The organism is Allochromatium warmingii, from assembly GCF_900107145.1.
GTDB lineage: Bacteria > Pseudomonadota > Gammaproteobacteria > Chromatiales > Chromatiaceae > Thermochromatium > Thermochromatium warmingii.
This window is the reverse complement of the sequence record NZ_FNOW01000014.1, coordinates 1-26617: the sequence shown is the minus strand read 5'-3', so window position 1 is coordinate 26617 and position 26617 is coordinate 1. Positions and strand designations below refer to the sequence as shown.

28 protein-coding genes and 1 riboswitch are annotated in these 26617 nt (G+C 57.3%); of the genes, 15 read left to right on the top strand and 13 right to left on the bottom strand.

The features are described 5' to 3' along the window. Nucleotides 1-8: 8 nt before the first annotated feature. Nucleotides 9-1268, bottom strand: a complete 1260-nt coding sequence (locus BLW10_RS06055; protein WP_091333168.1) for a glucose-1-phosphate adenylyltransferase — start codon at nt 1266-1268, stop codon at nt 9-11. A gap of 222 nt (nt 1269-1490) precedes the next feature. Here BLW10_RS06055 and glyQ point away from each other — a divergent pair, with 222 nt between their 5' ends. From glyQ to BLW10_RS06035, 4 genes are read left to right on the top strand one after another with little or no spacing between them, the layout of a single operon-like run. Next, entirely contained in the window at nt 1491-2414 is a 924-nt protein-coding gene (gene glyQ / locus BLW10_RS06050) for a glycine--tRNA ligase subunit alpha (RefSeq protein ID WP_091333167.1), read from the top strand. 2 nt (nt 2415-2416) lie between these two features. Beyond that, nucleotides 2417-4492 carry a glycine--tRNA ligase subunit beta gene (gene glyS / locus BLW10_RS06045; protein ID WP_091333098.1) on the top strand — a complete coding sequence of 692 codons (2076 nt, stop codon included), beginning with the start codon at nt 2417-2419 and terminating at the stop codon, nt 4490-4492. Further along, entirely contained in the window at nt 4489-5064 is a 576-nt protein-coding gene (gene gmhB / locus BLW10_RS06040; protein WP_091333096.1) for a D-glycero-beta-D-manno-heptose 1,7-bisphosphate 7-phosphatase, read from the top strand. The genes glyS and gmhB overlap by 4 nt, the downstream gene beginning before the upstream one ends. A 58-nt stretch (nt 5065-5122) precedes the next feature. Further along, nucleotides 5123-5779 carry a lysophospholipid acyltransferase family protein gene (locus BLW10_RS06035; protein WP_342707511.1) on the top strand — a complete coding sequence of 219 codons (657 nt, stop codon included), beginning with the start codon at nt 5123-5125 and terminating at the stop codon, nt 5777-5779. Nucleotides 5780-5806: 27 nt separating this feature from the next. Here the strand turns inward: BLW10_RS06035 and BLW10_RS06030 are convergent, their stop codons facing one another. From BLW10_RS06030 to lptM, 8 genes are all read right to left on the bottom strand, one after another. Next, nucleotides 5807-6280 carry a hypothetical protein gene (locus BLW10_RS06030; protein WP_091333072.1) on the bottom strand — a complete coding sequence of 158 codons (474 nt, stop codon included), beginning with the start codon at nt 6278-6280 and terminating at the stop codon, nt 5807-5809. A 175-nt stretch (nt 6281-6455) separates the two neighbouring features. Then, the gene (locus BLW10_RS06025; RefSeq protein WP_091333165.1) at nt 6456-6911 is read right to left on the bottom strand and encodes a tetratricopeptide repeat protein; all 456 of its coding nucleotides are present in this window, start codon (nt 6909-6911) and stop codon (nt 6456-6458) included. A 140-nt stretch (nt 6912-7051) separates the two neighbouring features. Continuing rightward, nucleotides 7052-7711 (bottom strand): sulfotransferase family 2 domain-containing protein, encoded by a 660-nt coding sequence (locus tag BLW10_RS06020; RefSeq protein WP_091333070.1) that lies wholly within the window; start codon nt 7709-7711, stop codon nt 7052-7054. Between the two features lie 38 nt (nt 7712-7749). Continuing rightward, complete coding sequence (locus tag BLW10_RS06015; RefSeq protein ID WP_091333069.1) at nt 7750-8457, bottom strand: DUF484 family protein; 708 nt, start codon at nt 8455-8457, stop codon at nt 7750-7752. Nucleotides 8458-8471: 14 nt separating this feature from the next. Beyond that, nucleotides 8472-9308, bottom strand: coding sequence for a diaminopimelate epimerase (gene dapF / locus BLW10_RS06010; protein WP_091333067.1), 837 nt, complete (start codon nt 9306-9308; stop codon nt 8472-8474). Continuing rightward, the gene (locus BLW10_RS06005) at nt 9305-9979 is read right to left on the bottom strand and encodes a class I SAM-dependent methyltransferase (protein ID WP_091333066.1); all 675 of its coding nucleotides are present in this window, start codon (nt 9977-9979) and stop codon (nt 9305-9307) included. The genes dapF and BLW10_RS06005 overlap by 4 nt, the downstream gene beginning before the upstream one ends. Continuing rightward, on the bottom strand, nt 9976-11247 hold the full coding sequence (gene lysA, locus BLW10_RS06000) for a diaminopimelate decarboxylase (protein WP_091333065.1): 1272 nt from the start codon (nt 11245-11247) through the stop codon (nt 9976-9978). Before lysA ends, BLW10_RS06005 begins: the two co-directional genes overlap by 4 nt. A gap of 36 nt (nt 11248-11283) precedes the next feature. Continuing rightward, nucleotides 11284-11463: an LPS translocon maturation chaperone LptM gene (gene lptM / locus BLW10_RS05995; RefSeq protein WP_091333063.1), complete on the bottom strand. Its 180-nt coding sequence runs from the start codon at nt 11461-11463 to the stop codon at nt 11284-11286. A 195-nt stretch (nt 11464-11658) separates the two neighbouring features. Between lptM and BLW10_RS05990 the strand changes: the two genes are divergently transcribed. Both BLW10_RS05990 and BLW10_RS05985 read left to right on the top strand, forming a co-directional pair. After that, nucleotides 11659-11907 carry a hypothetical protein gene (locus tag BLW10_RS05990; RefSeq protein ID WP_245709124.1) on the top strand — a complete coding sequence of 83 codons (249 nt, stop codon included), beginning with the start codon at nt 11659-11661 and terminating at the stop codon, nt 11905-11907. Further along, entirely contained in the window at nt 11900-12151 is a 252-nt protein-coding gene (locus BLW10_RS05985) for a Txe/YoeB family addiction module toxin (RefSeq protein ID WP_091333060.1), read from the top strand. Before BLW10_RS05990 ends, BLW10_RS05985 begins: the two co-directional genes overlap by 8 nt. Nucleotides 12152-12213: 62 nt before the next feature. Here BLW10_RS05985 and dtd read toward each other — a convergent pair whose 3' ends face one another. From dtd to thiC, 3 genes are read right to left on the bottom strand one after another with little or no spacing between them, the layout of a single operon-like run. Further along, on the bottom strand, nt 12214-12651 hold the full coding sequence (dtd, locus tag BLW10_RS05980) for a D-aminoacyl-tRNA deacylase (RefSeq protein WP_091333059.1): 438 nt from the start codon (nt 12649-12651) through the stop codon (nt 12214-12216). After that, nucleotides 12648-13616, bottom strand: coding sequence for a prolyl aminopeptidase (gene pip / locus BLW10_RS05975; protein WP_091333057.1), 969 nt, complete (start codon nt 13614-13616; stop codon nt 12648-12650). Before pip ends, dtd begins: the two co-directional genes overlap by 4 nt. Before the next feature lie 41 nt (nt 13617-13657). Then, entirely contained in the window at nt 13658-15520 is a 1863-nt protein-coding gene (thiC, locus tag BLW10_RS05970; protein ID WP_091333056.1) for a phosphomethylpyrimidine synthase ThiC, read from the bottom strand. Nucleotides 15521-15692: 172 nt separating this feature from the next. After that, a riboswitch (TPP riboswitch) is annotated at nt 15693-15799 on the bottom strand. A gap of 113 nt (nt 15800-15912) precedes the next feature. Here thiC and BLW10_RS05965 point away from each other — a divergent pair. After that, nucleotides 15913-18009 (top strand): GGDEF/EAL domain-containing response regulator, encoded by a 2097-nt coding sequence (locus BLW10_RS05965; RefSeq protein WP_091333054.1) that lies wholly within the window; start codon nt 15913-15915, stop codon nt 18007-18009. Further along, nucleotides 17996-18598: a hypothetical protein gene (locus tag BLW10_RS05960; protein WP_091333052.1), complete on the top strand. Its 603-nt coding sequence runs from the start codon at nt 17996-17998 to the stop codon at nt 18596-18598. Before BLW10_RS05965 ends, BLW10_RS05960 begins: the two co-directional genes overlap by 14 nt. An 8-nt stretch (nt 18599-18606) precedes the next feature. Here the strand turns inward: BLW10_RS05960 and BLW10_RS05955 are convergent, their stop codons facing one another. Continuing rightward, nucleotides 18607-21225, bottom strand: a complete 2619-nt coding sequence (locus BLW10_RS05955; protein ID WP_091333051.1) for a DNA phosphorothioation-associated putative methyltransferase — start codon at nt 21223-21225, stop codon at nt 18607-18609. 463 nt (nt 21226-21688) lie between these two features. On the opposite strand from BLW10_RS05955, the gene BLW10_RS05950 reads away from it, so the two are divergent. The 7 genes from BLW10_RS05950 to BLW10_RS13720 all read left to right on the top strand — a co-directional run. Next, the gene (locus BLW10_RS05950) at nt 21689-22228 is read left to right on the top strand and encodes a zinc ribbon-containing protein (RefSeq protein ID WP_091333049.1); all 540 of its coding nucleotides are present in this window, start codon (nt 21689-21691) and stop codon (nt 22226-22228) included. Between the two features lie 6 nt (nt 22229-22234). Continuing rightward, nucleotides 22235-22684 carry a DUF29 domain-containing protein gene (locus BLW10_RS05945; protein WP_091333047.1) on the top strand — a complete coding sequence of 150 codons (450 nt, stop codon included), beginning with the start codon at nt 22235-22237 and terminating at the stop codon, nt 22682-22684. 69 nt (nt 22685-22753) lie between these two features. Beyond that, nucleotides 22754-23857, top strand: coding sequence for a glycine cleavage system aminomethyltransferase GcvT (gene gcvT / locus BLW10_RS05940; RefSeq protein WP_091333045.1), 1104 nt, complete (start codon nt 22754-22756; stop codon nt 23855-23857). 181 nt (nt 23858-24038) lie between these two features. Next, nucleotides 24039-24431 carry a glycine cleavage system protein GcvH gene (gcvH, locus tag BLW10_RS05935; RefSeq protein ID WP_091333042.1) on the top strand — a complete coding sequence of 131 codons (393 nt, stop codon included), beginning with the start codon at nt 24039-24041 and terminating at the stop codon, nt 24429-24431. 64 nt (nt 24432-24495) lie between these two features. Next, nucleotides 24496-25872, top strand: a complete 1377-nt coding sequence (gene gcvPA, locus BLW10_RS05930) for an aminomethyl-transferring glycine dehydrogenase subunit GcvPA (RefSeq protein ID WP_091333040.1) — start codon at nt 24496-24498, stop codon at nt 25870-25872. Next, a complete protein-coding gene (locus BLW10_RS05925; RefSeq protein ID WP_091333038.1) occupies nt 25872-26324 on the top strand; it encodes a cobalamin biosynthesis protein in 453 nt (150 codons plus the stop codon). Before gcvPA ends, BLW10_RS05925 begins: the two co-directional genes overlap by 1 nt. Nucleotides 26325-26489: 165 nt before the next feature. Further along, on the top strand, nt 26490-26617 hold a 128-nt coding region (locus tag BLW10_RS13720; protein ID WP_177168998.1), incomplete at its 3' end, for a PD-(D/E)XK nuclease family transposase.

The window sequence follows — 26617 nt, the reverse complement described above, 5'->3', positions numbered from 1 at the left end:
CGGCTGAGTTATTCAGAATAGCCGCGCCGTCCCGAGCCGCGAATATCGCGGGCAAAATAGCCGACCTGTCCTTGATGCACGACCGTGATTCCGCCCGGACTGACATGGAAGCGTTCGGCATCTCGCGCCCGGTCAAAGCCGATTTCATCGCCTGGCTCGATGATATTGTGCCGATCCACAATCACGCGCCGGAGCCGTGCGCCACGACTGACGCGCACATAGTCCATGATGATGCAATCTTCCAACACCACATCTTCTTCGATCACCGCCTCGCGCCGGATGATCGAATTTTGAATCCGTGCGCCCGTGTGAACCATCGTCGCCGCACCGAGCAGGGTATTTTCGATCTGCCCGCCGAGCACCCGCGCCACTGGCCCCTGATAGCTGCTGGAATAAATCGGCCATTCGGGATTAAAGACATCAAACGCCGGTTCTGCGCCTAGTACATCGCAATGGGCATCAAAATAGGCATCGAGATTGCCCACATCGCGCCAATAAACCGGCGTCTCGTAGGGCTGAACGCCGGGGATGACGTTGGTGGCAAAATCGTAAGCGTAGAGGTTATGGGTGCGGAGCAGACGCGGGAGCACATGCTGCCCGAAATCGGTTTCACCGGCCTGCTGCGTCTCATGCAGCGCCTGCAACAACACATCGGCGCTAAAAATGTAGTTGCCCATTGACGCAAAGGCCATATCCGGCTGCTTGGGCATTGAGGTCGGATGGGTTGGCTTTTCCTCAAATGCCTGAATCCGTCCGCTTTCATCCGCCACGATCACGCCAAAGCTGGAGGCTTCCGCTAAGGGCACGGGCAGTGCGGCAATGGTGACATCAGCCTGTCGCCGGTGATGAAACTCCACCATCTGCCGGATATCCATACGATAGATATGATCGGCCCCGAACACGGCGACCAAGTTCGGGCGATGCTCTTCGATCAGATTGATGTTTTGATTGACCGCATCGGCGGTGCCCTGAAACCAGTTTTCCCCCGACATCATTTGCGGCGGCACAACGGTGACGAACTGATTTTGCAGCAGCGGCGAGATCGTCCAAGCCTTGCGCACATGCTCAATGAGCGACTGTGACTTGTATTGCACCAGCAGATAGATCGTCTGGATCTGCGAGTTGACTAGATTACTGAGCACGAAATCGACGATCCGATAGCGCGAGCCAAATGGCACCGAGGGTTTTGAGCGCCCGGTTGTCAGTGGCTGGAGCCGTGAGCCTTGGCCACCGGCCATGACGAAGGCGATGATACGGTCGTTCTGGATGTGCATAAAAGTCCTCCGCAGCCCCGTGCGAGGATTGGGGCGCTACTGCTGTGTTGGTAGGAAAACCGGAGGGTGAATAATAATCGGAAGACGGCGTTGGTTCTTGAGATTTGGTCGGTGTGGTTAGAGGCTGTCGGTACGCGCATCGCAGCCATCACGCAACCGACCGCCCGATATATACTGTGCGACTTTGCCGAACACCGCCCGCATGAGGAGTCCATTTTGAGCCGCGAATCCGAGGATCTCTCGACCTTCCAGGGTCTTATCTTTACGCTTGAGCGTTATTGGGCCGATCTCGGGTGCGTCGTCGTCCAGCCGTTTGATATGGAAGTGGGCGCGGGTACCTTCCATCCGTCAACCTTTTTGCGCTCGATTGGCCCCGAACCCTGGCGCAGCGCCTATGTTCAACCGTCGCGTCGTCCGACCGATGGCCGCTATGGCGAAAATCCCAATCGGCTCCAGCATTACTATCAATTTCAAGTCATGCTCAAGCCTTCGCCGCTCAATATTCAAGAGCTGTATCTGAACTCACTGCGGCGGTTGGGTCTCGATCCGCTGGTGCATGATATTCGTTTCGTTGAAGATAACTGGGAATCGCCGACGCTCGGTGCCTGGGGACTGGGCTGGGAAGTGTGGCTCAACGGCATGGAAGTCACCCAGTTTACCTATTTCCAGCAGGTCGGTGGCCTCGATTGCCGCCCGGTGACCGGCGAAATCACCTATGGTCTGGAGCGCATTGCGATGTATCTCCAAGAGGTCGAGAGCGTCTACGATCTGGTGTGGAGCCGCTCACCGGCGGGCGTCGTTACCTATGGCGATGTTTACCATCAGAACGAAGTCGAGCAATCGGCCTATAACTTCGAGCTGGCCGATCCTGCTGCGCTCTTTGCCCAATTCGACACGCATGAGCGCATTAGCGCGGAGCTGATCGAGCGCGGTCTGCCGCTGCCCGCTTATGAACAGGTGCTCAAAGCCTCGCATACCTTTAATTTACTCGACGCACGCGGCGCGATTTCAGTCACCGAGCGCCAGCGGTTTATCTTGCGCGTGCGTACCCTATCGCGGGCGGTCGCGCAGGCGTATTACGACAAGCGCGAGGCGCTCGGCTTCCCGCTGCTGCACGCTGGCGCGGGAGCAGAGGGTTAAGTATGTCCACAACCGATTTACTCATCGAACTTGGCACCGAAGAACTCCCACCGCTGGCGCTGCCAGTGCTGGCGCGGGCGTTTGCGGACGGATTACGTGAACAGCTCAAAACCAATGGGATCGGATTCGAGACGCTGGATAGCTTCGCCGCGCCTCGGCGTCTGGCCCTCTTGATTCATGGCATCCAGACGCGCCAGCCCGATCAAGAAACGCTACGGCGTGGGCCAGCCGTGTCCGCCGCGTTCGATGCCGCAGGTCAGCCGACCAAAGCCCTGCTCGGCTTTGCGCGTTCCTGTGGCGTCGAGGTCGCGGCACTCGGGCGCGAAGAGACCGATAAAGGCAGTTGGCTGGTGTATCGCAGCGTCACGCCCGGCCGTGAAACGGCGCACTTAGTCCCCGAGCTGACCGAAGCCGCGCTTGCCGCGCTGCCGATCCCCAAACGGATGCGCTGGGGAGATCGCAGTGAGGAATTTGTACGGCCGGTGCAGTGGGTGTGCCTGCTGCTGGGCGCGGAGCCGATTGCCGGCAGCGTGCTGGGCGTGACTGCTGGGGCCGCTACTCGTGGTCATCGCTTTCATCATCCTGACCCCATTGTGATCCAGCACGCAGCGGATTATGCCGCCATCTTGCGCGAACAGGGTCAGGTCGAGCCGTCGTTTGAGCAGCGCCGCGAGCGCATCCGCGAACAGGTCACCGCCTTAGCACAGGCCAACGGACTACGCGCCCGCATTGATCCGGCATTGCTCGATGAGGTCACGGCACTGGTTGAATGGCCGCAGGCGTTGCTGTGTACATTCGATGCGCGGTTTCTCGACATCCCGCCCGAAGTGCTGATCGAAACCATGCAGCGCAATCAGAAATATTTTCCCGTCGAGGACGCAAACGGAGCATTGCAGGCGCGGTTTATCGTGGTGGCGAATATTGCCAGCCACGACCCCGATCAGGTACGCGCTGGCAATGAGCGCGTGATTCGGCCACGTTTTGCTGATGCGGCATTTTTCTGGTCACAGGATCTCAAGCAGCCGCTGGCTGAGTTTGCGCCGCGACTGGAAACCGTTGTGTTTCAAGACAAACTTGGCACCCAAGCGGCCAAATGTGCCCGCGTCGCTCGCTTAGGCCGCGAGCTGGCCCCATTGCTCGGCATCGCTCCGGCGCTGGTTGAACGGGCCGCCGCGCTGTCAAAATGTGACCTAATGACCGCGATGGTGTTCGAGTTTCCCGGATTGCAGGGCATCATGGGGCGCTATTACGCCGAGCGGGCGGGCGAAGATCCCGGTGTCAGCGCCGCGATGGAGGATCAATACCGCCCGCGCTTTGCCGGTGATGATCTGCCGACCAGCCCCTGTGGTCGGGCGCTGGCGCTCGCTGACCGACTCGACACCCTGGTTGGCATCTTTGGCATCGGTCTGCGTCCGACCGGCACCAAAGATCCCTACGCCCTGCGCCGCGCTTCGATTGCCGTGCTGCGGCTGTTGATCGAAACCCCGCTCGATCTGGATTTGCGCGATCTACTCACCCGCGCCGCTGCGGGATTTCCGGCGGGTTTATTAGCCGCCGAGACAGTCGAGACGGTATTGAGCTACATGCTGGAGCGGTTGCACGGCTATTACAGTGAGCGCGTGGTTGCTGTTGATACGGTCGAAGCCGTGATTCACACCGGCGTGACTAATCCTTGGGATTTGGATCGGCGCATTGCCGCCGTGACTCAATTCCGCCGCTTACCGGCTGCGGATACGCTGGCTGCTGCCAATAAACGCATTCGCAATATTTTGCTCAAAGCTGATGCCGCTGATTTAACTGACGCGCCATTCAATCCGGCAGTCTTAGTCGAGGTCGCCGAACAGCGATTAGCCGAGCGGATTGAGGAATTAAGCGCCCGCATTGCGCCATTAGCCCAATCACGCGATTATGTCGCCATGTTAGAAACATTGGCTGAATTGCGCGAAGATGTTGATGCGTTTTTTAATGAAGTGATGGTGATGGCGGATGATGCGGCGCTTCGGCGGAATCGGCTGCAACTTTTACGCGCATTATCAGCATTATTTTTGCGGGTCGCCGATATTTCGCGGCTGCAATGACCCAACGGCTGATTATTCTCGACCGCGACGGCGTGATTAACCACGACTCCGACGCCTATATTAAAGCGCCGGAGGAGTGGCGACCGATTGCGGGCAGTCTTGAAGCAATCGCACGACTGTCACAGGCGGGATATCGAATTGCGATTGCAACCAATCAATCTGGATTAGCACGCGGTTTATTTAATCGCGCAACGCTGGACGCCATTCATCAGCATTTGCGCGAGCGCGTCACAGCGGCAGGCGGACGGATTGATTGGATTGCGCTCTGTCCGCATGGCCCAGATGATGGCTGCGCCTGTCGTAAACCGCGCCCGGGCTTGCTGCTGGAAATTGCCGAACACTTCGGCATGAATTTAACCGACGTACCCGTTATTGGCGATTCACGCCGCGATTTACAAGCGGCGCTCGCTGCTGGCGCTCAACCCTGGCTGGTGCTGTCTGGCAACGGTCAGCGCACATTAGCGCAATTACGCACGGCCCCTGAAATCGGCATTGATTTAGAAACCCTGCCGATTTATCCCGATTTATCTGCCGCGACGACGGCGCTTCTTGATTCATTGAGCGGATCGTGATGTTGTTATGATCGTTTTGCGTTCATTGCTGTTTCAATTGATCCTAATTGGATCAAGTGTGAGCTATTCACTGCTGATCTTGGCATTTGGGTCAGGTGATAGTGGACAACGCGGCCCGCGTTTAGCGCGTTCTTGGGCACAATTTAATCTCACTGCGCTTAAATTGCTCTGCGGATTAGAGTATCGCATTCATGGCCGCGAGCATTTACAGCGCAAAAACGCCATTGTGCTCTGCAAACATCAATCAGCTTGGGAAATTCTCGCGCTCCGAGCGTTATTACCGATTGAGCAATCCTGGGTACTCAAACAGGAATTGCTCCGCATCCCGATTTTTGGTCACGCACTTCAGCGACTCAGCCCCATTCCTATTGATCGAGCGGCGGGACGGCGCGAAATCACTCGCCTCATGCGCGAAGGCGGTGCGCAATTAGAACGCGGGCATTGGGTGGTGATTTTTCCCGAGGGCACCCGCGTCGCACCCGGCACGCAGGGCAGCTATAACATCGGCGGGGCGCTACTCGCCGAGCGCAGCGGCTATCCCATCGTGCCGATGACCCATAACGCGGGCGTGTTTTGGGGGCGACAACGCCTACTCAAGCGTCCGGGCACAATTGATCTGGTGATCGGCCCGACCATTGCCACGCAAGGCCGCAAAGCGACCGAGATCAACGCCGAAGTTGAGCGGTGGATTGAAGAGACGCTCGCCACGCTCTAGCGCCCCATTGATACGACGACGCGACCGTCAGAGACCAGCGCGGCTGATGGTTGCCAATTCGTCGATTTCAGCTAACTGACTCTCCAGCAAACGCACCTGCGCTTTGGTCGTTTCAAGCGAGCGATCATCTGCGTTTTCAACCTTGATCGAGCCGAGGCTGGTTTTGGCTTGACTCAGCTTGGTTTGAGCGCGTGCGAGCTGCTGCTCCTGTTGGCGACGATTCGCAGCGCGTTGTGCAGCGATACGTGTGCGCTGCTGCTGAATCCGCTGCTCCAGTGCCCGCAGGCGATCCGTCGCCTGATTGAGTTCCGAGCGCACGGCGGCTCGTTCTTGCTCCAGCGTTTGTGCTTCGCGGCTGAGTCGCTCCTGCTGCTGTACTTCATCGCGATACACGCGCTCACTGGCTTCGATGCGGCGCTGATAACCGCCGCCCGCTAATCCAACGATGCCATTGATAAAGCCACCTTCGCTCGGATCGAGATTGGTTGCACAGCCACTCATTGTTAGCGCGATGAGTGTGGTTTGTATTACAGAAAGTGTCCGAAAACACGGTTGTTTCAAGTACCAAGATTTTGCAGACATATTGATAATGTCCCGATGCGTCAGATTAGGAAAAACTCAATTCTAGGCGTTTAGCAACCAGAATAGCGTTCTAATCCTATTGATTAGGTCACTCTCAACCTGAGCTAGACACCTCATCGAATCCCGCCAATTTATAAAGACGCTTCGCTTCATCTAAATCCTGCGTCACACCCCGGCCTTGCTCATACAGCATAGCCAGCGTTGTTAATGATCCAATTAGCCCTTGTTCAGCAGCACGCTTAAACCATTCCACTGCTTTTGTTGGATTTTTATCCGTACACTCGCCTTCCATATACATAAAAGCTAATCCATGCTGCGCCAGCCCAAAACCTGCCTTTGCTGCGCTTTTCATATAGCTATAAGCCAGTAGCGGATTTGGAAGCATTCCGAGGCCATTTTGCGCCATAATCGCCATGCGATATTGCGCATCAATGACGCCTCGCTCCGCTAACGGCCCGAGTAAACCGACAGCGCGTGAGAATTGCTTGGATTCAAAAGCAGCGATGCCGCTTGCTAAATCAATATCAAATGTATTGGACGAATCGCTCACAATGACTGTCCTCATGCGGTAATGCGAAAGATGCGCCGTCTAAACCACGTAGAGTTCAGATTGACGCACGGATGAAATAACGAGATGCGGATGATTCAGTGCGAAATCAAGAGCCGGTGCGATAGATAGTTTCTATACGATCACCCCTCAAACCGATACCCCAACATCTGAATATCCCGCGCAAAATACTGCGCGACTAATTCGGCGGTGTCGTCGGAATAATAGCCACGATAATCGCGCTGGCGATCAGTGGCTTGGCGGGCATGCGGTAAGCGCGGAGTTTGAATACCAATGCGCGTGCAGATGGTGGCAAAATCATCCTGAAGCTGTTCATAGCGTCCGATAAAATCCACAACCACTTGACCGCTGAGATCAATTAAATACTCGGTCTGGAGTGTAATTGAGGTGTCAAGGTGATATTGATAGGGGCGTTCGGGGTTGAGCTTCCAGCGTAGAAAATCGGCAAAATTGTCATGGCCGCCGAGATACTGTGGGCGTTCGCGTCGAATATGATGAAAGGAACTGACTTGTAAATCCCAGGGATTACGTACAAAAGCGAATTTGAACAAGCTATCAAAATAGTCTTTAGGTAATAATTCTTTTGCGGCGACAATTTTGGCATGACGCGGTAATTTGGTGGCAAGCCGATGGCCACTTAAATGACTAAAGCGGCTACAGAGAAACATTGGGTAATACCAGGGATCGCGCCAGCGCAAGCCTTCGAGCGCCGCTCGCACGCTGGTGCCGCCGGTTTTGGCAATATGCACGAATAAAAAGCGGTATTTTGGTGACAGAAGCATAATAAGCGGACCGCTTGAGTGCGGGGGCAGCGATTGAATCAGGCAGATGATGATTGTGAGCAGCCGGTAAAATGAATGACGTGCAGTTTTTGGCTAATCAGTTCGCTGAGTCGATTGAGAAAATCGGTGCCCATATCAGGACTAAAACGGGTGGCATCGGCGCTGCCAATGGCAATAATGCCGGATTGACGGTCAGCATTGAGCGGCAGAATCGCGGCAGAGTGAATTAAACCGATACTTTCAGCGCCAAATAACCGCGCCGCCCGTTCTGGACTCAGTGGGCCGCAGAGTGCATTGCGTCGGTCAATAAAATCAGCAAAGGCATTGACCAGTGGATCATGCGGGACACGCTCAATATCCGCTAATGCAAATAATTTGAAGGCGAGGGCTTCAGCGCGAAATTCACGCAAGAGTGTTTCGCGCAGCAGGCGGCAGAGATGTTCGGGATCATCAACGACCATAAGTTGCAAAATCAGCCGATGCAGCCGTGCGGAGAGGGCTTCGTATTCGCGGGCGCGGGCAATTAAATGCGTTAACCGATTGCGCTCAATCGCTAATTGACGGCGTAATACGCGGACTTGATATTCAATGAGTGAGACCGCGCCCTGAATACCATGCGGCACATCAATCGCGGTTAAAACTTCGGGATGATGCGCGAGAAAATCCGGATGCGCGATGAGATATGCGGCAATCTGGCGTTCTTGCTCTAGTGCTTCGTCCGTGCTGAGTTCATCGAGATAACGCATCGCACGCGCCTCCGTTAATGCTCGATTTCGCCGTCGAATACCCGCACCGCCGGCCCGGTCATCCACACGGATTGGCCCTGCCCCGCCCAGTCGATGCGCAGCGTGCCGCCGGGCAGCGTGACCTGCACCCGTTCGGCAAGCAGTCCGCGTTGGCGTCCGCTGACCACTGCCGCACACGCTCCGGTACCACAGGCCAGCGTTTCGCCCGCGCCGCGTTCGTAGACGCGCAAACGGATGGCTGCGGGCGTGACAATCTGCATAAAACCGACATTCACGCGCCGCGAAAAGCGCGGATGCTGTTCGAGCAACGGGCCGAGGGTTGCAACCGGCGCGGTGCTAACATCATCGACGAGCAGCACGGCGTGCGGATTGCCCATCGATACTGCGCCGATTTGATAAATTTTACCTGCAATATCAAGCGGATAGGTTGCGTCGGGCGTTTCAGCATCGGCGGCGAACGGCAGCCGCGACGGGGTGAACACGGGTGCGCCCATGTCAACGCGCACCTGTCCATCGGCTTCCAGATAGAGCCGAATCGCGCCAGCGGCGGTGCCGACCGGAATAACCGTGCGGTCGCTTAAGCCTTGATCGCGCACGAATCGCGCAAAACAGCGGGCACCGTTGCCGCATTGCTCGACTTCGGAGCCATCGGCGTTAAAAATGCGGTAGTAAAAATCGGTATCAGGTGAACGCGGCGGTTCGACCAGCAAAATTTGATCGCAGCCGATCCCAAACCGGCGGTCGGCGAGCCGTTGCACCAAGGCGGCATCCACTTCGATCTGTTGGCGCACGCCGTCGAAAACAACAAAATCGTTGCCTAAGCCCTGCATTTTGGTGAAGCGCAGTTTCACGCGGGCAGATACCCCATCACGGCAAGATGTCGGTCGCTGACAACCGCAACCTCTAAGCTGTCCAGACCAGCCGCAGCAAGCTGGGCGCTGACTTCAGCCGGTTCAAAGGCGGCATAAAGCGAGTGGCGAAAATCGCGGCGTAACATCTCCGATTCGCGTCCGGCGTAGGTCTCAACCAATGCTTCAACCCAGCCCGCTGAGGCCGGACGCATCAGATCCATAATGAGCACTGGCGCACCGGGTTTGGCCGTTTCACGCACGGTTTGCCACAGCACCGCCGGATCGGGCAGATGATGCAGCAGGCTGTTTGACAGCACTAGATCATAATGTTGACGCGGTAACTGCGCCGACGGGATCACGTCATGCAGCAGCCGCGCCCGCGCCGCGAGATCGGGCAGTGCATTCAGCGCCTGTTGGGCTAGATCGAGCATTGGCCGCGAGCCGTCGAGCGCATCACAGGTTATGCTCGGATAAGCACGCAACAAGCGTATGACAATATCCGCCGGGCCACAGCCGAGATCGAGCGCCAGTGCTCCAGTGAGCGGGCCGCGCACCAGTCGCCGTAATAGCTCCATAAACAGCGTATTTGAGGCGTTGAAATCGGCAGCCGCATAGGCCTGCGCTTGTTCAACGCCGTCCATCAATTCCGCTGGTTCGGGACGCCGTTTCATGCCGTCGGGTGTGCTTCGTCGAGCGGAAGTAGCTGTTCACCGGCATAGAGCGCCGTGAGCGGTTCGCGTTCGCGCACCAGATAGGCGCGGTCGCCATCGACCATGACTTCAGCGGCACGCGGGCGGCTGTTGTAATTGGAACTCATGGTGAAGCCATAGGCTCCCGCGCCGCGAATGGCGAGCAAATCGCCGGTTTCGAGCGCCAACGTGCGATCTTTGGCGAGAAAATCGCCGGTTTCACACACTGGGCCGACCAGATCGTAGCGGCTCGGATCGGCGTCGGTGTCGGCGACGACGCGCACAATTTCATGTCCAGCTTGATAGAGCGCCGGGCGGAGCAAATCATTCATCGCTGCATCGAGAATCGCGAAATGCTTGTGCGGCCCGTGTTTGAGATATTCCACCTGCGTCAGCAGCACGCCGGCATTGCCGACGATGGCGCGTCCGGGTTCCAAGATCACCGTGTAGGGGCGATTGGCTAACGCATGGCTCAGGGCCGCCGCATAGGCCGCCGGTTCGGGCGGATGCTCGTCACGATAGCGAATGCCCAGTCCGCCGCCGAGATCGAGATGCTCAATGGCAATCCCCGAGGCGCACAGCCGATCCGCCAGATCAAGCACGCGCCCGAGGGCGTCGATAAAGGGTGCAAGATCGGTCAATTGTGAGCCGATATGACAATCAATGCCGACGACTTTGAGATGCGGCATCGCGGCGGCGAGGGCGTATACGGATTCAGCCTGTTGAATCGCAATGCCGAATTTATTTTCTTTCAGCCCGGTGGAAATATAGTGATGCGTCTGCGGATCGACATCAGGATTGACGCGCAGTGACACCGGCGCGATCACGCCGACTTCCGCCGCGAGCTGGTCAAGGCGGGTTAGCTCGGCTTCAGATTCAACATTAAAACAGCGAATGCCGACTTCGAGCGCCCGCCGGATTTCATCACGTCGTTTGCCGACTCCCGAAAACACGATTGTTGTCGGATCGCCGCCAGCGGCCAGCACGCGCTCTAACTCGCCGACCGACACGATGTCAAAGCCCGAGCCTAGCCGCGCCAGCACATTCAACACTGCTAGATTGGAATTGGATTTGACCGAGAAGCAAATCAGATGCGGATGATCGCGGAAGGCGCGATCAAAGGCGTGCCAATGCCGTTCGAGCGTGGCGCGTGAATAGACATAACAGGGCGTGCCGAAGCGGGCAGCGATCTCGGTCAGCGGCACGTCCTCAGCATGGAGGAGGCCAGAGCGGTCGATGAAGTGATCCATGCGGCGTGTGTCGGGGCGTTGTGAAGGGTTGAATTTTTAGGGTTGCGCAGCATTCGGCGCGGCGGACGGCGGTACAGTCGGAACATCGCTGGCGCGAGAAGTCGGTGCCGATTCGGGCAGATAGAGGTCGCCTTTTTGACCGCACGCGCCCAGCATGGCGAGCGTTCCTAACCCGACGATGATGACGGTAAAGAGCGTGTTCGCCCAGCAGCGCATAGCCAACCTCAATCTGTACAGCGTCAATGTGAGCGTGCGAGTATACCGCAACGTCGGCTATGCGCACTCAGGCAGCGGCTTGTTTGGTAGCGTCTCTTTTTTGGCCGCTGAAAACGCTGAAAAACGCTGAAAGTTCAAGTTTGCGCTATTTGTCTGCGGCGTAGGTCAAGTCTCCAACCAAACTGTCACCGGCTGATGTCAACGATGCTTACCCTAGAAATTCCTGAATCGTTACAGCAAAAAATTGCTGTTATGGCCAGCTTAGTCGCGCAGACGCCCGAGCAATTCGCACTTGAAATGCTCGAAGAGCATCTCGATCATCATAGCGCCTATCTTGAAACAGCTTATCTTCAGCAATCCGAGCACAATAAAGCGCGTCTCGACCGTGCGATTCAGGATATTAAAGACGGCATCTTCGAATCGCGGGATTTGATTGATGATTAGCTGGCATCCTCAAGCATGGCAGGATTATCTATACTGGCAACAAGAAGATAAACGGATCTTGAAGCGAATCAATGCGTTGATTAAAGATATTGAACGCAATCCCTTTGATGGAATCGGTAAGCCTGAACCACTAAAATATGAATGGTCAGGTTTTTGGAGTCGGCGAATTGATGATGAACATCGCTTGGTTTATACTTATCAAAGCGATCACATCATCATTGCACAGTGCCGCTATCATTACTAAACAACGAGCAGATCAAGCAGCGAATTGAACAGCTCCAAGTGTTTGATAGCGGATATGTTAAATTAAGTCTCCAACCAAAATGTCACCGGCCCATCATTGATTAAACTCACCTGCATATCCGCGCCAAATTGTCCAGTTGCAACAAATGGATGCGCAATCCGCGCCAGCTCAATTAAATGATCGAATAGCCGTCGTCCTTCATCAGGTGGCGCAGCCGAAGTAAAGCTGGCGCGGGTACCCTGTGTTGTATTTGCGGCGAGCGTGAATTGCGGCACTAATAGCAGACCGCCACCAATATCACGCAGACTTAAATTCATTCGATCTTGGGCGTCGGGAAAAACGCGATAACCCAGCAGCCGTTCTAATAATCGCTCAGCGCGAGCGGTGTTATCGCCACGCTGTACGCCAATGAGCACCAGTAAACCCCGCTCAATCGCCCCGATTGTCTCGCCCGCAACCATGACTTGCGCTGCATTCACCCGTTGTAGCAGCCCGATCATTTGTGGGTGAACTCCTGCGCAAAGCGATCTGTCGCCGCGACTAATGCCCGCCGAATCCCAGGTTCAAATGCCGAATGCCCAGCATCAGGAATAATCTGTAATTCCGCTGTCGGCCAAGCTTGATGTAGATCCCAAGCCGAGCGCATTGGACAAATCAAATCATAGCGTCCCTGAATAATCACGCCCGGAATATTGGCCAAGCGTGACGCATCACGGAGTAATTGATTTGGCGCTAAAAAAGCTTGATTGACGAAATAATGGCTCTCAATTCGTGCCAAACTCAGCGCCACATGCGAATCAGAAAAATGTGCTTGCACACGCGGATTGGCCAGCAGTGTTGCGGTGCGCCCTTCCCAAATTGACCAAGCGCGAGCCGCCTCTAATTGCGCGGCGCTATTTTCGCCAATTAAGCGCCTGTGATACGCGGTGAGTAAATCGCCGCGTTCCGATTCGGGAATTGGCGTGATAAATTCCGTCCAGAGATCGGGAAAAACCCAATTCGTGCCTTCCTGATAAAACCAGTGAAGTTCTTCAGGACGACAGAGAAAAATTCCGCGCACGACTAATGCTGTGACCCGTTCGGGATAGGTTTCAGCATAGGCCAGCGCCAGTGTCGATCCCCACGATCCGCCAAATACCAGCCAGCGTTCAATGCCAAGCTGGTGGCGGATCACTTCTAAATCCGCGATTAAATCCCAGGTTGTATTTGCTACCAGCGACGCATGTGGTGTTGAGCGCCCACAGCCGCGTTGATCGAAAAAGATGGCGCGATAGCGGTCGGGATCAAAAAACCCGCGTTGCGTTGGTTCGCATCCAGCGCCCGGCCCACCATGCAAAAAGATTGCAGGGAATCCATCCGGTTGACCGCATTCTTCGACATAGAGCCGATGACCATGATCGACCGTTACTTCATGCACGGCGAAGGGTTCGGTAATCGGATATAAATCGTTCGTTGCAATGCTCATCTGAATAGGCGCTCGTCTGTGCGCTGGATTGGCTGGATTGATTAAACGGCTTTATAAATCGCGGCGCCCTCGTCACGAAATTCACGGGCTTTTTCGCGCAATCCAGCCTCGACTGCCGCTGCTTCGCGGACATCTTGGGTGATTTTCATTGAGCAGAAATGCGGGCCACACATCGAACAAAAATGCGCAACCTTGTGCGATTGATGCGGCAAGGTAACATCGTGATACTCGCGGGCACGTTCGGGATCAAGCGACAGATTGAATTGATCGTCCCAGCGAAATTCAAATCGTGCTTTAGATAACGCATTATCTTGAAGCTGTGCGCCCGGTAAGCCCTTCGCTAAATCCGCTGCATGAGCGGCGATTTTATAGGTAATAATGCCTGCGCGGACATCTTCTTTATTCGGCAAGCCGAGATGTTCTTTCGGTGTGACATAGCACAGCATCGCGGTACCATACCAGCCGATATTCGCTGCACCCATGCCGGACGTAATATGATCGTAAGCCGGCGCAATATCGGTGACAATCGGGCCGAGGGTATAAAAGGGCGCTTCATAACAATCGGTAAGTTCTTTGGTGACATTCTCTTGCACTAATTGTAATGGCACATGTCCGGGGCCTTCAATCATGACTTGTACATCATGCTTCCAAGCAATCTGTGTTAATTCGCCCAGTGTTGTTAATTCCGCAAATTGCGCTGCATCATTGGCATCGGCTAATGAACCCGGACGCAAGCCATCGCCAAGACTAAAGGCGACATCATAGGCTTGCATAATCTCGCAAATCTCCTCAAAATGCGTATAAAGGAAATTTTCTTGATGATGGGCTAAACACCATTTGGCTAAAATCGAGCCGCCGCGTGAGACAATTCCGGTGAGCCGTTCCGCCGTCAGCGGCACATAGCGCAATAACACTCCGGCATGAATGGTGAAATAATCGACGCCCTGTTCGGCTTGTTCAATCAGCGTATCGCGCATCAATTCCCAAGTGAGTTCTTCCGGGCGGCCATCGACTTTTTCCAGTGCCTGATAAATCGGCACGGTACCAATCGGCATCGGCGCATTGCGCAAAATCCATTCGCGGGTTTCGTGAATATGTTTGCCGGTTGATAAATCCATCAGCGTATCGCCGCCCCAGCGTGCTGACCAGACCATTTTTTCGACTTCTTCAGCAATCGATGAGGTGAGCGCCGAATTGCCGATATTGGTGTTAATCTTGACGCGGAAATTGCGCCCAATAATCATCGGTTCTAATTCTGGATGATTGATATTGGCGGGAATAATGGCCCGGCCGCGTGCAAGTTCATCGCGGACAAATTCCGGCGTAATCAATTCGGGCAGGGTCGCGCCGAAGTTGTGCCCGCGATGCTGACGCAAGAGTTTGCGATAGCGTGGATCGGCCCGCAGCGCATCAAGCCGCAGATTTTCACGAATGGCGACATATTCCATTTCGGGCGTAATGATCCCCCGCCGCGCATAGTGCATCTGGGTCACGGTGCGCCCGGGCTTAGCGCGGCGCGGGATGCGCAGATGTTCAAAGCGCAGATGCGCCAGCGCCGGATCCTGTTGGCGGGCGCGACCAAAAGCTGAGGTCGGGCCGTCGAGCAAGTCGGTATCGGCACGCTCGGCAATCCAGCCAGAACGAATATCGGGCAGTCCGGCCAGCAGGTCGATCTGCGCCGCCGGATCGGTGTACGGCCCCGAGGTGTCATAGACCGGAATCGGTGGATTCTCTTCGCTGCCCTGATTAGTCTGGGTCGGCGTCAGCGAGACTTCGCGCATCGGCACCCGCAGATCGGGCCGCGAGCCGCTGACATACACTTTGCGCGAGTTCGGAAACGGCCGCGTTACCTCCTCAGATAACTGGGCGGTTTTGCGGACGAAATCGTGGGGAATGGCGCTCATCAAAATTCCTCGGCAGCGGCTGCTGGCATGGGCGACGCGCTCAGGCGTCAGGGGTAGAGGTGGCGTTGGGATCGCTGGCCGAACCAAATAAATGCCAGAACCAGCGCAGCAGCAGAACCGGCAGGGGAGCGTGGCACTGTGCGCGAACGCACGCGGCCCAGATCAAAACGATCACCGCTCGCGCCGACTTTCCTGCGCCGGCATGATCCGGATCAGGTTCAAAGGGTGTGATCTCAGTCCGTGAATGATTGGCACCCACAGACACCGCCAGCGGCAAATTGTGTCGGGGAAAACTAACCAAAGGGCGTGGCGATTTCAATAGAAGCGCCAATCTCTTTACAATTTCAACATGCCGCGCTCGGTGCGCCTGTGCCTTTCAACATTGAGCTGTAATGAATCACACGCCCCCCACTGGTTTTGTCTATCTGTTGAGCACGCAAGCGGCGCTTATCACGGCGTTGCGCCCGCTCTTGGCGGCGCACGCGCTGCAACTCGATGCCTGCGAGACGGTCGAGCAGCTCATTGAGCGCACCACCGTAGTCGCGCCCGAGGTCATCGTGCTCGATCTGGCTTTGATCGCCGCGACGGATCATCTCAAATCCGTGTGTGAACGGATCCTCACCACCACGCGCCGCCGCCCGAGTTTGATTGGACTGGCCGCCACCGCGGAACGCGGCGAGAAGCTGTTGAGCAATCGGTTAGCGGCGCGACGCGCCGGGCTGGTGAGCTATCTGTCGCAGCCGGTTTCGGCACGACGGTTGGCACAGCGGGTACTGGCGCTGTGCGGGGTGCTGGAAATCACGCACTACAACGTGCTGGTGTTGGTCGAAGATCCGAGCGCCGGACGCCAATTGGCGCACCTGTTGGCCAGCGTTGGCTTAAAAATTCTCGTCGTCTATGATCCGATGAAGCTGTTGGTACGGCTCACGGCATTCAAGCCGAATCTGCTGTTGCTCGATACCCAGTTTACGCAGGTTTCTGGCTTTGAATTGGTGGCGATCTTACGCGATGATCCAGAATTTGCCGCACTGCCGATCCTGTTTCTCAGTGATGCCATCGAGCCACTGCAACAGTTGTGGGCACTCCGCACCGGCGGCGATGGCTTTGTTCCAAAATCCGCCGGACGTGAGGCACTGTTAGCGGCGATTGAGCCGCGCTTGCGTCGCTCGCGCTGGTTTCAAGATCGGCTCCATCTCGCTCATCGCCGCGACAATGCACATGGCTTTTTGCCTCGCGACGTGTTTATCAGTTATCTGGAACGGCTGCTGCTCCAGTGGCCAGCCGAGAGCGACAAACTGGGCTTGATTCTGCTCGATCTCGACGCAAGCGCCGCCCATCGTGAGCGGCTTGGTGATGGCGGGCTAGAGGTGCTGCTGCGCGAACTGGAACAGAACATCGGGCAACATCTCAATATCAACGAAGCCGCCACCCGACTCGGCGACACCCGCTACGCGGTGTTAGCGCGGCGGTCGAATCCCGAAGCATTGCAGCTACTGGCCAATCAACTGCATGAGCATCTGCACATTGTCACCGTCCCGCAGACCGCTCAGACTGCGCCGGCCGCTTCGGTGACGCTGAGTATCGGCGTCACGCGCTGCGATCCACCGCCGGAGGATCTCCCGTCGCTGCTGTCGCGGGCCGAACAAGCCGTACACAGCGCCAGCAAAGCGGGCGGAGATCGCGTGCATAGCTGGTCGCCGCTGATTGAGCCGGGAGCGGCGGTGATTAGCGAGGCCGTCACCAAACGCTTGATTCAAACCGCGCTGCAACAGGATGGCTTGCGGGCGGTCTTTCAGCCGATTTTGCCGGTCGATTCGCAGGGCGAAGGCTGTTATGAAGCGCAAATTCGCTTGCGCACCGCTGATGGCGAAGAACTCTCCCCATCACATTTTCTCACCGTGGCCAGCCGCGCCGCACTCATATCGCCGCTAGATCGCTGGATGCTAGAGCGCACCTGGCAGGCAATGCTGGAACAGGAAGCCGCTGAGATTGCCGCGCCGCGCTTGCTGGTGCATCAGCATCTCGCGACCCTGACCGCGCCCGATTGGTTTGAGTGGCTCAACAGACACGCGGCACTGGTGAGCGCCTTTGCCACTCGCACTGTACTGCAACTGCCAAGCATCGAGCTGCAACGTCACCACGCCGAAGCACGACCACTGGTGCAGCGGTTGACGACGCTCGGTTTTCGCATCTGTGCCGCCAATGTCAGCGGTCAAGCCGACGAAGCGCATCAGCTTGCAGCACTCGGGATTCGTCTGGCAAAACTCACGCTGCGTCTCGGGCAGGCAAGCGATCCATCTGTGCTTGGGCAGGCGATTCAGACGCTACGCGAGCAGGGGATTGCCAGCATTGTGCCTGGTGTGGATGGGCCGGACGATCTGCACCGCGTCTGGATCTGTCGCCCAGATTGGATTCAAGGACATTATCTCCAGTGGCCCAGCCCCGATCTCAACTTCGATTTTAAGACGGTGATGTATGAAAGCCACTAACTCACCCGCTGCCGCGCTCCATACCGGACGGCTGATTTTGACGCCCGTTGACCCGCATCGTGTGCCAGATTTAGATGTCCTGATCGAAGGGCTGATAACCTCGGATTTTCTCGGCCATCCCATCGCGCCTGAGCAACTGCCGACCGCGCCTGATGAACGCGCTTTTAGTACCGGCATCGGTTTTTTGAGCCTGCTGACCTTTGCCGGTTGTGCGGTGCAGCTTGAAGAATCGCCCACAGGCAAACGCTTTTCGCATATTCGTCTGCCAGCAGTCAGCGATCATCCACGGTTACAGATTGGCCGCAACACCCGCGCACCGCGCTGTGCCGGCTGTCGCGCACCGCTCGCCGATTGGCGCGAGCGTATCGCACAGTGGGCGACGCATCCGCACGCTGGGGTACGCTGTCCGGCCTGTGGCGAAACGCGCCCGCCCTGGAGCTGGGATTGGAAACAGCACGGCGGATTCGGGCGGATCTTTGTACAGATTGAAGAAGTCTTTCCGGGCGAAGCGGTGCCGACACCGCTGTTTTTTGAACAGTTGATCCGCGTCAGTGGGATCGGCTGGCGGCATTTTTATATTCAGGATTAGCTTCGGGATTAGACAGTGAGCACATTGTCAGCAGACGCCGCCAAAAACACCGCTTCCGCCATCACCCGCGGCACCAGTCGCCCGCTCGCGCCAATGCGCATTAGCACAATCTGTCGCGCTTGGTTCGGGCCATAGCTGACATGCAGCGGCTGATCGTCACCATAAAAATAGAGCCGATCAAAGGGCGTATTGGCGACAATCCACTGCGCCACCTCGAACATGCTCTCATCCTCAACGCTAAAATCCACCGCCGCGCCTAGCCGCTCGCAAAGCAAATGCCCCAACCGATTGCGCTCATGGGCGGCATGTTGATCGCGTTTCGGATCAATACGCCCCGGAATCTGCCGCGCCAGCTCCGGCGAGCAAAAACCATAGCTCAGGCGGATTGCGCCAAAATACTCGATCACCGGATCGAGCACCCGTTCCGCCAGTTCCAGCAGTGCGTCATAGCTCTCAGGCTGGCGCGGCAGATTAGCCAAACCAGTCCGCGCTTGCGTTTCCCCACATTCGATCAACTGCCGGAACGTCAAAAACCGGCCGCAGGGCGCATCGAGCGCGGGCAGCGTGCGCGGTCGCACCAGCTCAAATCCGTCGATCATCCAGCGCCGCTCGGCCAGCAGTTCCAGCAACCGCGCTGGCGGCGGGCCATAGCTGTTCTGGTCAAATAATCGGAGATCGGCAAGCGCCTGATCGAAGGCTAGTTGCTCGGGATAGTGCGCAAACTCTTCGTTGAGATAGCGTGATTTGTTATACAGAAAGGGCGGTTCATAGTCCGCGCCATAGGCAAAATAATCGCTGTCGAGATCGCGCAGTCGGATTTTGACCCGCTCCAGCAGACGCGGCAGCGCCTGACCGTCAAAATCGTCATAGCGCATCAAGCTGACCTTGCCCGAAGCGATGTGAATTTTGACCAGATCGGCATGTTGACAATCGCCATAGAGCACGGCAGCGGCACCGACATAGAGCCGCAACAGTGGCGGCAGCCGCTCAACCAGACTCGCGTGCAACTGTAGCGAGCGGCCCGCATCGAGCCAGCCCAGCCCCTGTTCAGCCGCCGTGCGGCAGGCCGCTTCGATTGCGCCACTATCGGCGATGCGAAACAGCCCGGCGGCAGCCTCAGCGCAGGCCGTAGCATAGTCGCCAAAAAAGTGCTTGATGTCCTGTTGCAGCCCAGGTTCCAGATGCCGATACGGGCGGCGGCGCTCGAACTGTTGCAGCGCCAAATACACCAGCAGATCGTCACGCCGCGCTTGCGCGGCCTGTTCCAGTTCCGCCGGATCGCGGCGCGAGCGCAGAAAACGCTGCGCTTTGGCCAGTGAACCAAAGCCTTCGGTGAGCGCCAGCCGCAGTTCGGCGGCGAGTTCAGCCGCTTCGGGCGGGCGGCCCAAACTCAGCCAGAGTGCCCATAATTGTTCGAGCGGTTCGCGCCACTGTGCCTCACGCTCGGCAGCGCGGTCGCGTGCTGGGCGCGGCTCGCGGGTGCTGGCGCTGGAGACACGCGGACGCGGGGTCGGGCTGCGCAACGGCGCACGGCGGCGGCGATAGCGGTCGAGCAAAAACCGCTGTTCGGCGTCCTGATCCCGAAACACATAAAGCACACCGGGCGCGACCGGAATCGCCTCGGCGTCGAGCGCCTGATTGAGAAACGCCTTGATTTCCGACGGCGTGAAATACTTTTGAAAGGTGCCGCGCTGGGTCAGCACGCCATCCCGAAAGCGGGTGCCGCGTGGGTCGTTCTGATTGGCCAGCATCACCGAAACCACTAACAGCCGTTCCGCGAGCGACCAAGCGCGAGTTAGAGCTTCCAGCCGTTCGTCAAAATCCTCGATGACATTGATGACAAACCCAAGATTGACAATATCGGCGCTCTGAATCGGTCGATCTGGAGCGTGATAGGGATCCCAGCCAGCGGCATCGAGTCCATTTTCGAGCAAGCCGCGCACATCATCGCCGCGCCCACAGCCATAATCGAACAGCCGATAGCGTCCATCCAAGAAGCCGTGACGGGCGAGCGATTGAATCGGCGCTGAGAAGCCGTAGCGGGTCAGCGCGGTCAGATGTCGCGCCGCCTGCCAGCCGGGTTGGAACGGCGCGTCGGTCACTGCGCTTGGCGTATCAGGATCGGGCGCATCGTCATTGCCCAGCGGTAGCAGTGCGTGACCATCGAGCTGATAGCCGCGCTCGCGGATCAGCGCCAACCACTGACGGCGATACCCGATGCGGCGCGGGTCATCGAACAGACCCACCGCCTCGCACGCGCTGGTCAGGGCGCTATATTCAGCGCGGCGCGGATGCTCAGGCGCTAAAAACAGCTCTTTGCGATGGAGAATCGGCGGATTGAGCGAATCGGCATAGGTACGATAGCTCAGAGTGCCGGCCTCCAGATCGACGAGCCAGCTTTCACGCAGTGCCGGAAAGGGATCGTCAGCGAAGTCGGGATAATTGAGCAGCGCAATCGCCGCGCCAGCGTCATCAAGGCGCACCAGATTAAAGTGCGTCCGGCGTTCGATACCGGCCAGCCGCTCGGCCTGTTGCACGCGAGCGGCGGTGGCGGCGTCCAGCAGCGGCAGAGCATCGATGTGCAGATAGGTGCGGCCAGCGACGGTTTTAGTGGGGAGCTTGGGCATTGATCATCGAACCGATACATTTATGCTACCAATCGTTAACGATTGGCAACACATGCACGCCTGTTTCCAGGCGAGGGGGTATCTCCCAAAGCTCGCAAACAGGCGTTCACGAGCGCAAAACTCTTGAGTGCGTTTCAAGTTTTACGTCAGCAACTCGTGCTGACAACCGCATACCTGAACTGATTAAAGAGCGTTCCGTTCTTGGTTATCGAACGGAATCAAGAGTATGGCATCACGCGCTCAAGCGAGCAACAGAACGTACCGACGTATAAATCGGCAGCTACCTGAATATCCGTCAGAGAAAGTTAAGAAATGCCGAAATGTTACGCAGCCCCACCAACTTTTCGATCACGCAACATCTATCGCTCAGTCGTCCTAATCGGGCACAATTCCCCAGTACGACGCGATGCTGTCAACGGCATCACCTTCTCCGTCCCCATTGTATCCAACGGAGCTGCACGCCATGAGTGAAGACCCCAAGCACGACACGACCGACAAACTGGTCGAAGCCTACGAGCGGATGCTGAAACAGACCCATGAGGCGATTGAAAAAGCGCAGCAGGAATCCGCGCCGCTGTTCCGCGAGATCGTGGACACAACCCGCGAGCGCATGGTCGAACTTGGCGAGTTGACACGCGAAGAGGCCGAGAAGGTGTCCGATTATGTCAAGCGCGACATCGAGGACGCGGCCAAATATATCGCCGACACCGGACAGGATATCCGCGACTGGTGGCGCTTCGATCTGGAGCTGATGGAAAAGCGGATGCTTGATATGTTCAAGCTGGTCGCCGATCAAACCAGCTTACAACTGGCGCAGTGGGCAGAAACAGCACGCCAGATGAGTCTCTATCAAGCTGGCGAGATCACCGGCCCGGGTACGCTGGTCTGCGATCAATGCGGGGCTGAGACTCATTTTGTGAAAGCTGGACGCATCCCGCCCTGCGCTGACTGCGGTGGCACGCGATTTCGGCGGCGTGCCGATAGCGAGCATAGCGAGAGTTGATGCGCGATGCCATCTGGTGCGCACTATGAGCAGGACATCATCGCCTGGGCGAATCAGCAGGCACGCTGGCTACGCGAGCGGCGCTTCGATCAGTTAGATCTTGAACATCTCGCCGAGGAGATCGAGGACGTGGGCAAAAGCGAGCAGCGCGAGCTGGCCAATCGGATGGCGCTGTTGCTGGCGCATCTTATTAAATGGGCGCAGCAACCCGAGCGGCGCGGGGCAAGTTGGGAGATCACCATTCGCAATCAGCGCCGAGGCATTCTGCGGCGTCTGGAAGAAACGCCAAGCTTACGTCCGCGACTGACTGAACCGCAGTGGTGGCTAGGGGTGTGGGATGATGCGACTGCGCACGCTGCACAAGAAACCGGCTTGGCTGATTTTCCCGAAACCTGTCCCTGGTCAGCGGAGCAGATTCTCGATCCGCTCTGGTTTCCGACTGCCGATCACGGATAAGCTTTCGGGCACATGCGGCGCACACACACCGCGCTTTCCGACTTTTTGATAGACATTTGAAGCGTTTTTATGCGAATTGCTCAAACTCCACTCTATGCCGAGCACGCCCGTCTTGGAGCGCGATTCATGCCCTTTGGCGGCTGGGATATGCCGTTGCATTACGGCTCCCAGCTTGAAGAACATGACACGGTGCGCGAGCACGCGGGGGTGTTCGATGTCTCGCACATGTGTCCGGTCGATGTCGAAGGGCCGGACGCGCAGGCCTTTTTGCGCCGTCTGCTTGCGAATGATGTCGCCAAGCTCAAAACAGTCGGTCAGGCGCTTTATTCGTGTCTGCTCAATGATTCCGGCGGTGTGGTCGATGATCTGATTGTCTATTTGCGCGGCCCGTCGGGGCATTATCGCCTCGTGGTCAATGCGGGTACGGCAGATAAAGATCTCACTTGGCTGGAAACGCAGCGGTGGCGCGGCAGTTTTGATGTCACGATTCGTCGCCGTACTGATCTGGCGATGTTGGCGATTCAGGGGCCACAGGCCCGCGAGCTGACGGCGACCTGTTTGCCGCGTGAAATGGCGGAGTCGGCGCTCGAACTTGCGCCCTTTCATGCGGTTGAATGCGGCGGCTGGTTCATCGCCCGCACTGGCTATACCGGCGAGGATGGCTTTGAGATGCTGTTGCCCGCCGATCATGTGGTCGATCTGTGGTCGGTGCTGCTGGATGCTGGCGTGCGGCCGTGCGGCTTGGGCGCTCGCGATACGCTGCGGCTGGAAGCGGGGATGAATCTCTATGGTCAGGATATGGGCGAAGATGTCGGGCCGCTCGAATCGGGTTTAGCTTGGACGGTGGCGTGGGAACCGGCTGATCGTGATTTTATCGGTCGCACTGCGCTCGAAGAGTTGCGCACCAGTCCAGAACGACGCGAGTTTGTCGGGCTGCTGCTGACCGGACGCGGCGTACTCCGTGCGCATCAGACCGTGTTGAGCAATGGGCGTGAAGTCGGCGAGATCACCTCCGGCGGCTTTGCCCCGACGCTGCAACGCTCGATTGCGCTGGCGCGAGTTGCTCCGGGGCTGGGCGAGACGTGCGAGGTTGAGATGCGCGGCAAGCCGGTCGCGGCACGGATCGTCAAGCCACCGTTTGTGCGTCAGGGCCGGATTTTGGTTGAACTGTAAGCCGTGTTTGATTTTTAGACAGGATTAACAGGATTATTCAAAATTAACAGGATTTTTAATAATTGATGATTTAAAAAACAATCCTGTTCATCCGGCATCATCCTGTTAATCCTGTTTCACTCTATAACACACGCGATTGCGCTAACTGTTTGAAGCTTCATTAGAATTTGGAATAACGATTATGAGCACCCTACCCGCTGATCTAAAATACACCGCAACGCATGAATGGGTACGCGATAACGGCGACGGCACCGTTACCGTCGGCATCACTGACCACGCGCAAGCGGCGCTCGGTGACATCGTGTTCGTCGAAGTGCCCGAAAGCGGGCGCAGCGTCGCCGCCGAGGACGCCTGCGCTGTGGTCGAATCGGTCAAGGCCGCCTCGGATATCTACGCGCCGCTCGCTGGCGAGATCATCGCTGGCAATGCGACGCTGGCTGATACACCAGACGCGATCAACACCAGCCCCTATGCTGACGGCTGGATCTTCCGCCTCTCCCCAAGTGATCCGGCAGCACTGGCGACCCTGCTCGACGCGACGGCTTACGCGCAGCTTGTTGCCGACGAGTCTTAATTTAATCATCGCGTCACGCCCGCACCCGCCCGCCGCGCCGCTCACTTCCAGCGATTGAATCTGTATGCCGTTCATTCCCCACACCTCAGATGACATCAGCGCGATGCTCGCCACCATCGGCGTTGCGTCCATCGACGCGCTCTTCGATGAGATTCCGCCCGAACTGCGCGTCGCTGATTCGGCGCTGGCGGCCATTCCCGAGGCGCTCTCGGAGCTAGAGATCACGCGCCTGATGCACGCCCGCGCCCGCGCTGATGGCCAGCCGCTGTGTTTTATCGGCGCGGGAGCTTATGAGCATCATATTCCGGCTGCCGTCTGGCAGCTTGCGACCCGAGGCGAGTTTTATAGCGCCTACACGCCCTATCAGGCCGAAGCCAGTCAAGGCACGCTCCAGTTGCTCTATGAATTTCAGTCGATGATGACGGCGCTCACTGGGTTAGCTGTATCCAATGCGTCGCTTTATGACGGTGCATCGGCGCTGGCTGAGGCGGTGCTGATGGCGGTGCGGGCTAATCGTCAGACCAAATCACCGCGCGTGCTGGTGCCGCGTGCGCTGCATCCGGCGTATCGACGCACCCTGCGCACGCTGGTTGCGCCACAGGGTTTGGAACTGGTCGAGGTGGATTTCGATCCGCGTGGCGGACACACCGCGCTTGAGCAGTTAGCAACCGCTGCTGCTGGCGCGGAATACGCTGCTGTAGTCATCAATCAGCCGAATTTCTTCGGGGTGTTAGAAACCGTCGATGAACTGACCGATTGGGCGCACGCACACAAGGCGCTGGCAATTGCGGTGGTCAATCCGCTCGCGCTGGCGCTGCTGACCCCGCCCGGTGAGTGGGGGACGCGAGGTGCTGATATTGCCTGTGGTGAAGCCCAGCCACTCGGTATGCCGCTGTCCTCTGGTGGCCCCTATGCCGGTTTCCTCTGCTGCAAACAGGAACTGGTGCGCCAGCTTCCTGGGCGCATCGTCGGGCGGACGCTCGATCTGGACGGTAAACCCGGGTTTACGCTCACGCTACAGGCCCGCGAGCAGCATATTCGGCGTGGCAAGGCGACCTCGAATATTTGCACCAATCAAGGGCTGATGGTCACGGCGGCGACGATTCATCTGGCGCTACTGGGCGCGGAAGGTTTGGAGCGGGTCGCGGCGAGCTGTCATGCCAACACACGACAACTCGGCGCACTGCTGAGTGCGCTTCCGGGTGTTGAACCGCTGTTTGAGCGTCCGGTATTCCACGAGTTAGCGTTGCGGCTGCCGACACCGACAGCGGATGTGCTGCGCTTGCTGGCCGCTGAGGATATTTTAGGCGGCTTCGATTTGGGGCCGGATTATCCCGAACTTGCGCCAGCATTGTTGGTGTGCGCAACCGAGATGCGGACTGAAGATGAACTGCGCCGTTATGCGGAGACGCTGGGGCGGGTGTTGGCTAGATTGGGTTGATGTGGAGCATAGATTTAAACGAACCGTTATGCGCCACTGAAATCATCATCGGCATCGGCTGTCAGCATGGCGTGACGTTAGCGACCCTCGCGCACGCCATCGACACTGCGCTAAATCCACTCGGAGCCATCCGCGTGCGCGGTCTCGTCAGCCATATCAACAAAGTCAGTTCAGAATCTGCCTTGCTCGAACTCGCCATGCAACGTGGCTGGCCAGTGCGCGGTTATTCGGTTCACGCCCTTGACCGTATCGTCGTTCCACATCCCTCAGCCCGCATCGTTGCTGCTATTGGCACCCCTAGTGTTGCCGAAGCCGCCGCGCTCTGCGCTAGCAATGGCGGTGCGCTACTTGTTCCGAAACAGCGTTATCGCGGTGCCGACGGGAAAAGCGTCACGGTTGCTATTGCACGCTATAACGACACGCCATCTGATTCAAGACACGATTTGATCTAAACCCTGTGCTTGATCCAGCGTTGGCGTATTAGCATCCGCTGCCGGATCATCAGTATTGCATAGCAACGTGAAGCGGCGGCCTTAGCCGAACTCGCACGTCTCAAAGTTCAATTGCATAATCAGCAAGACTAAAACCGCATTCATCAATCATATTCAATCATCATTATGCACCATCCTATCGACCCCAAGATCGACTGCGTATTCAAAGCCCTGCTTGGTTCAGAATCCAATCGCGCCCTACTCATCCATTTTCTGAATGCCATTCTCGATTCGGCACTCCCCGCCCCAATTAC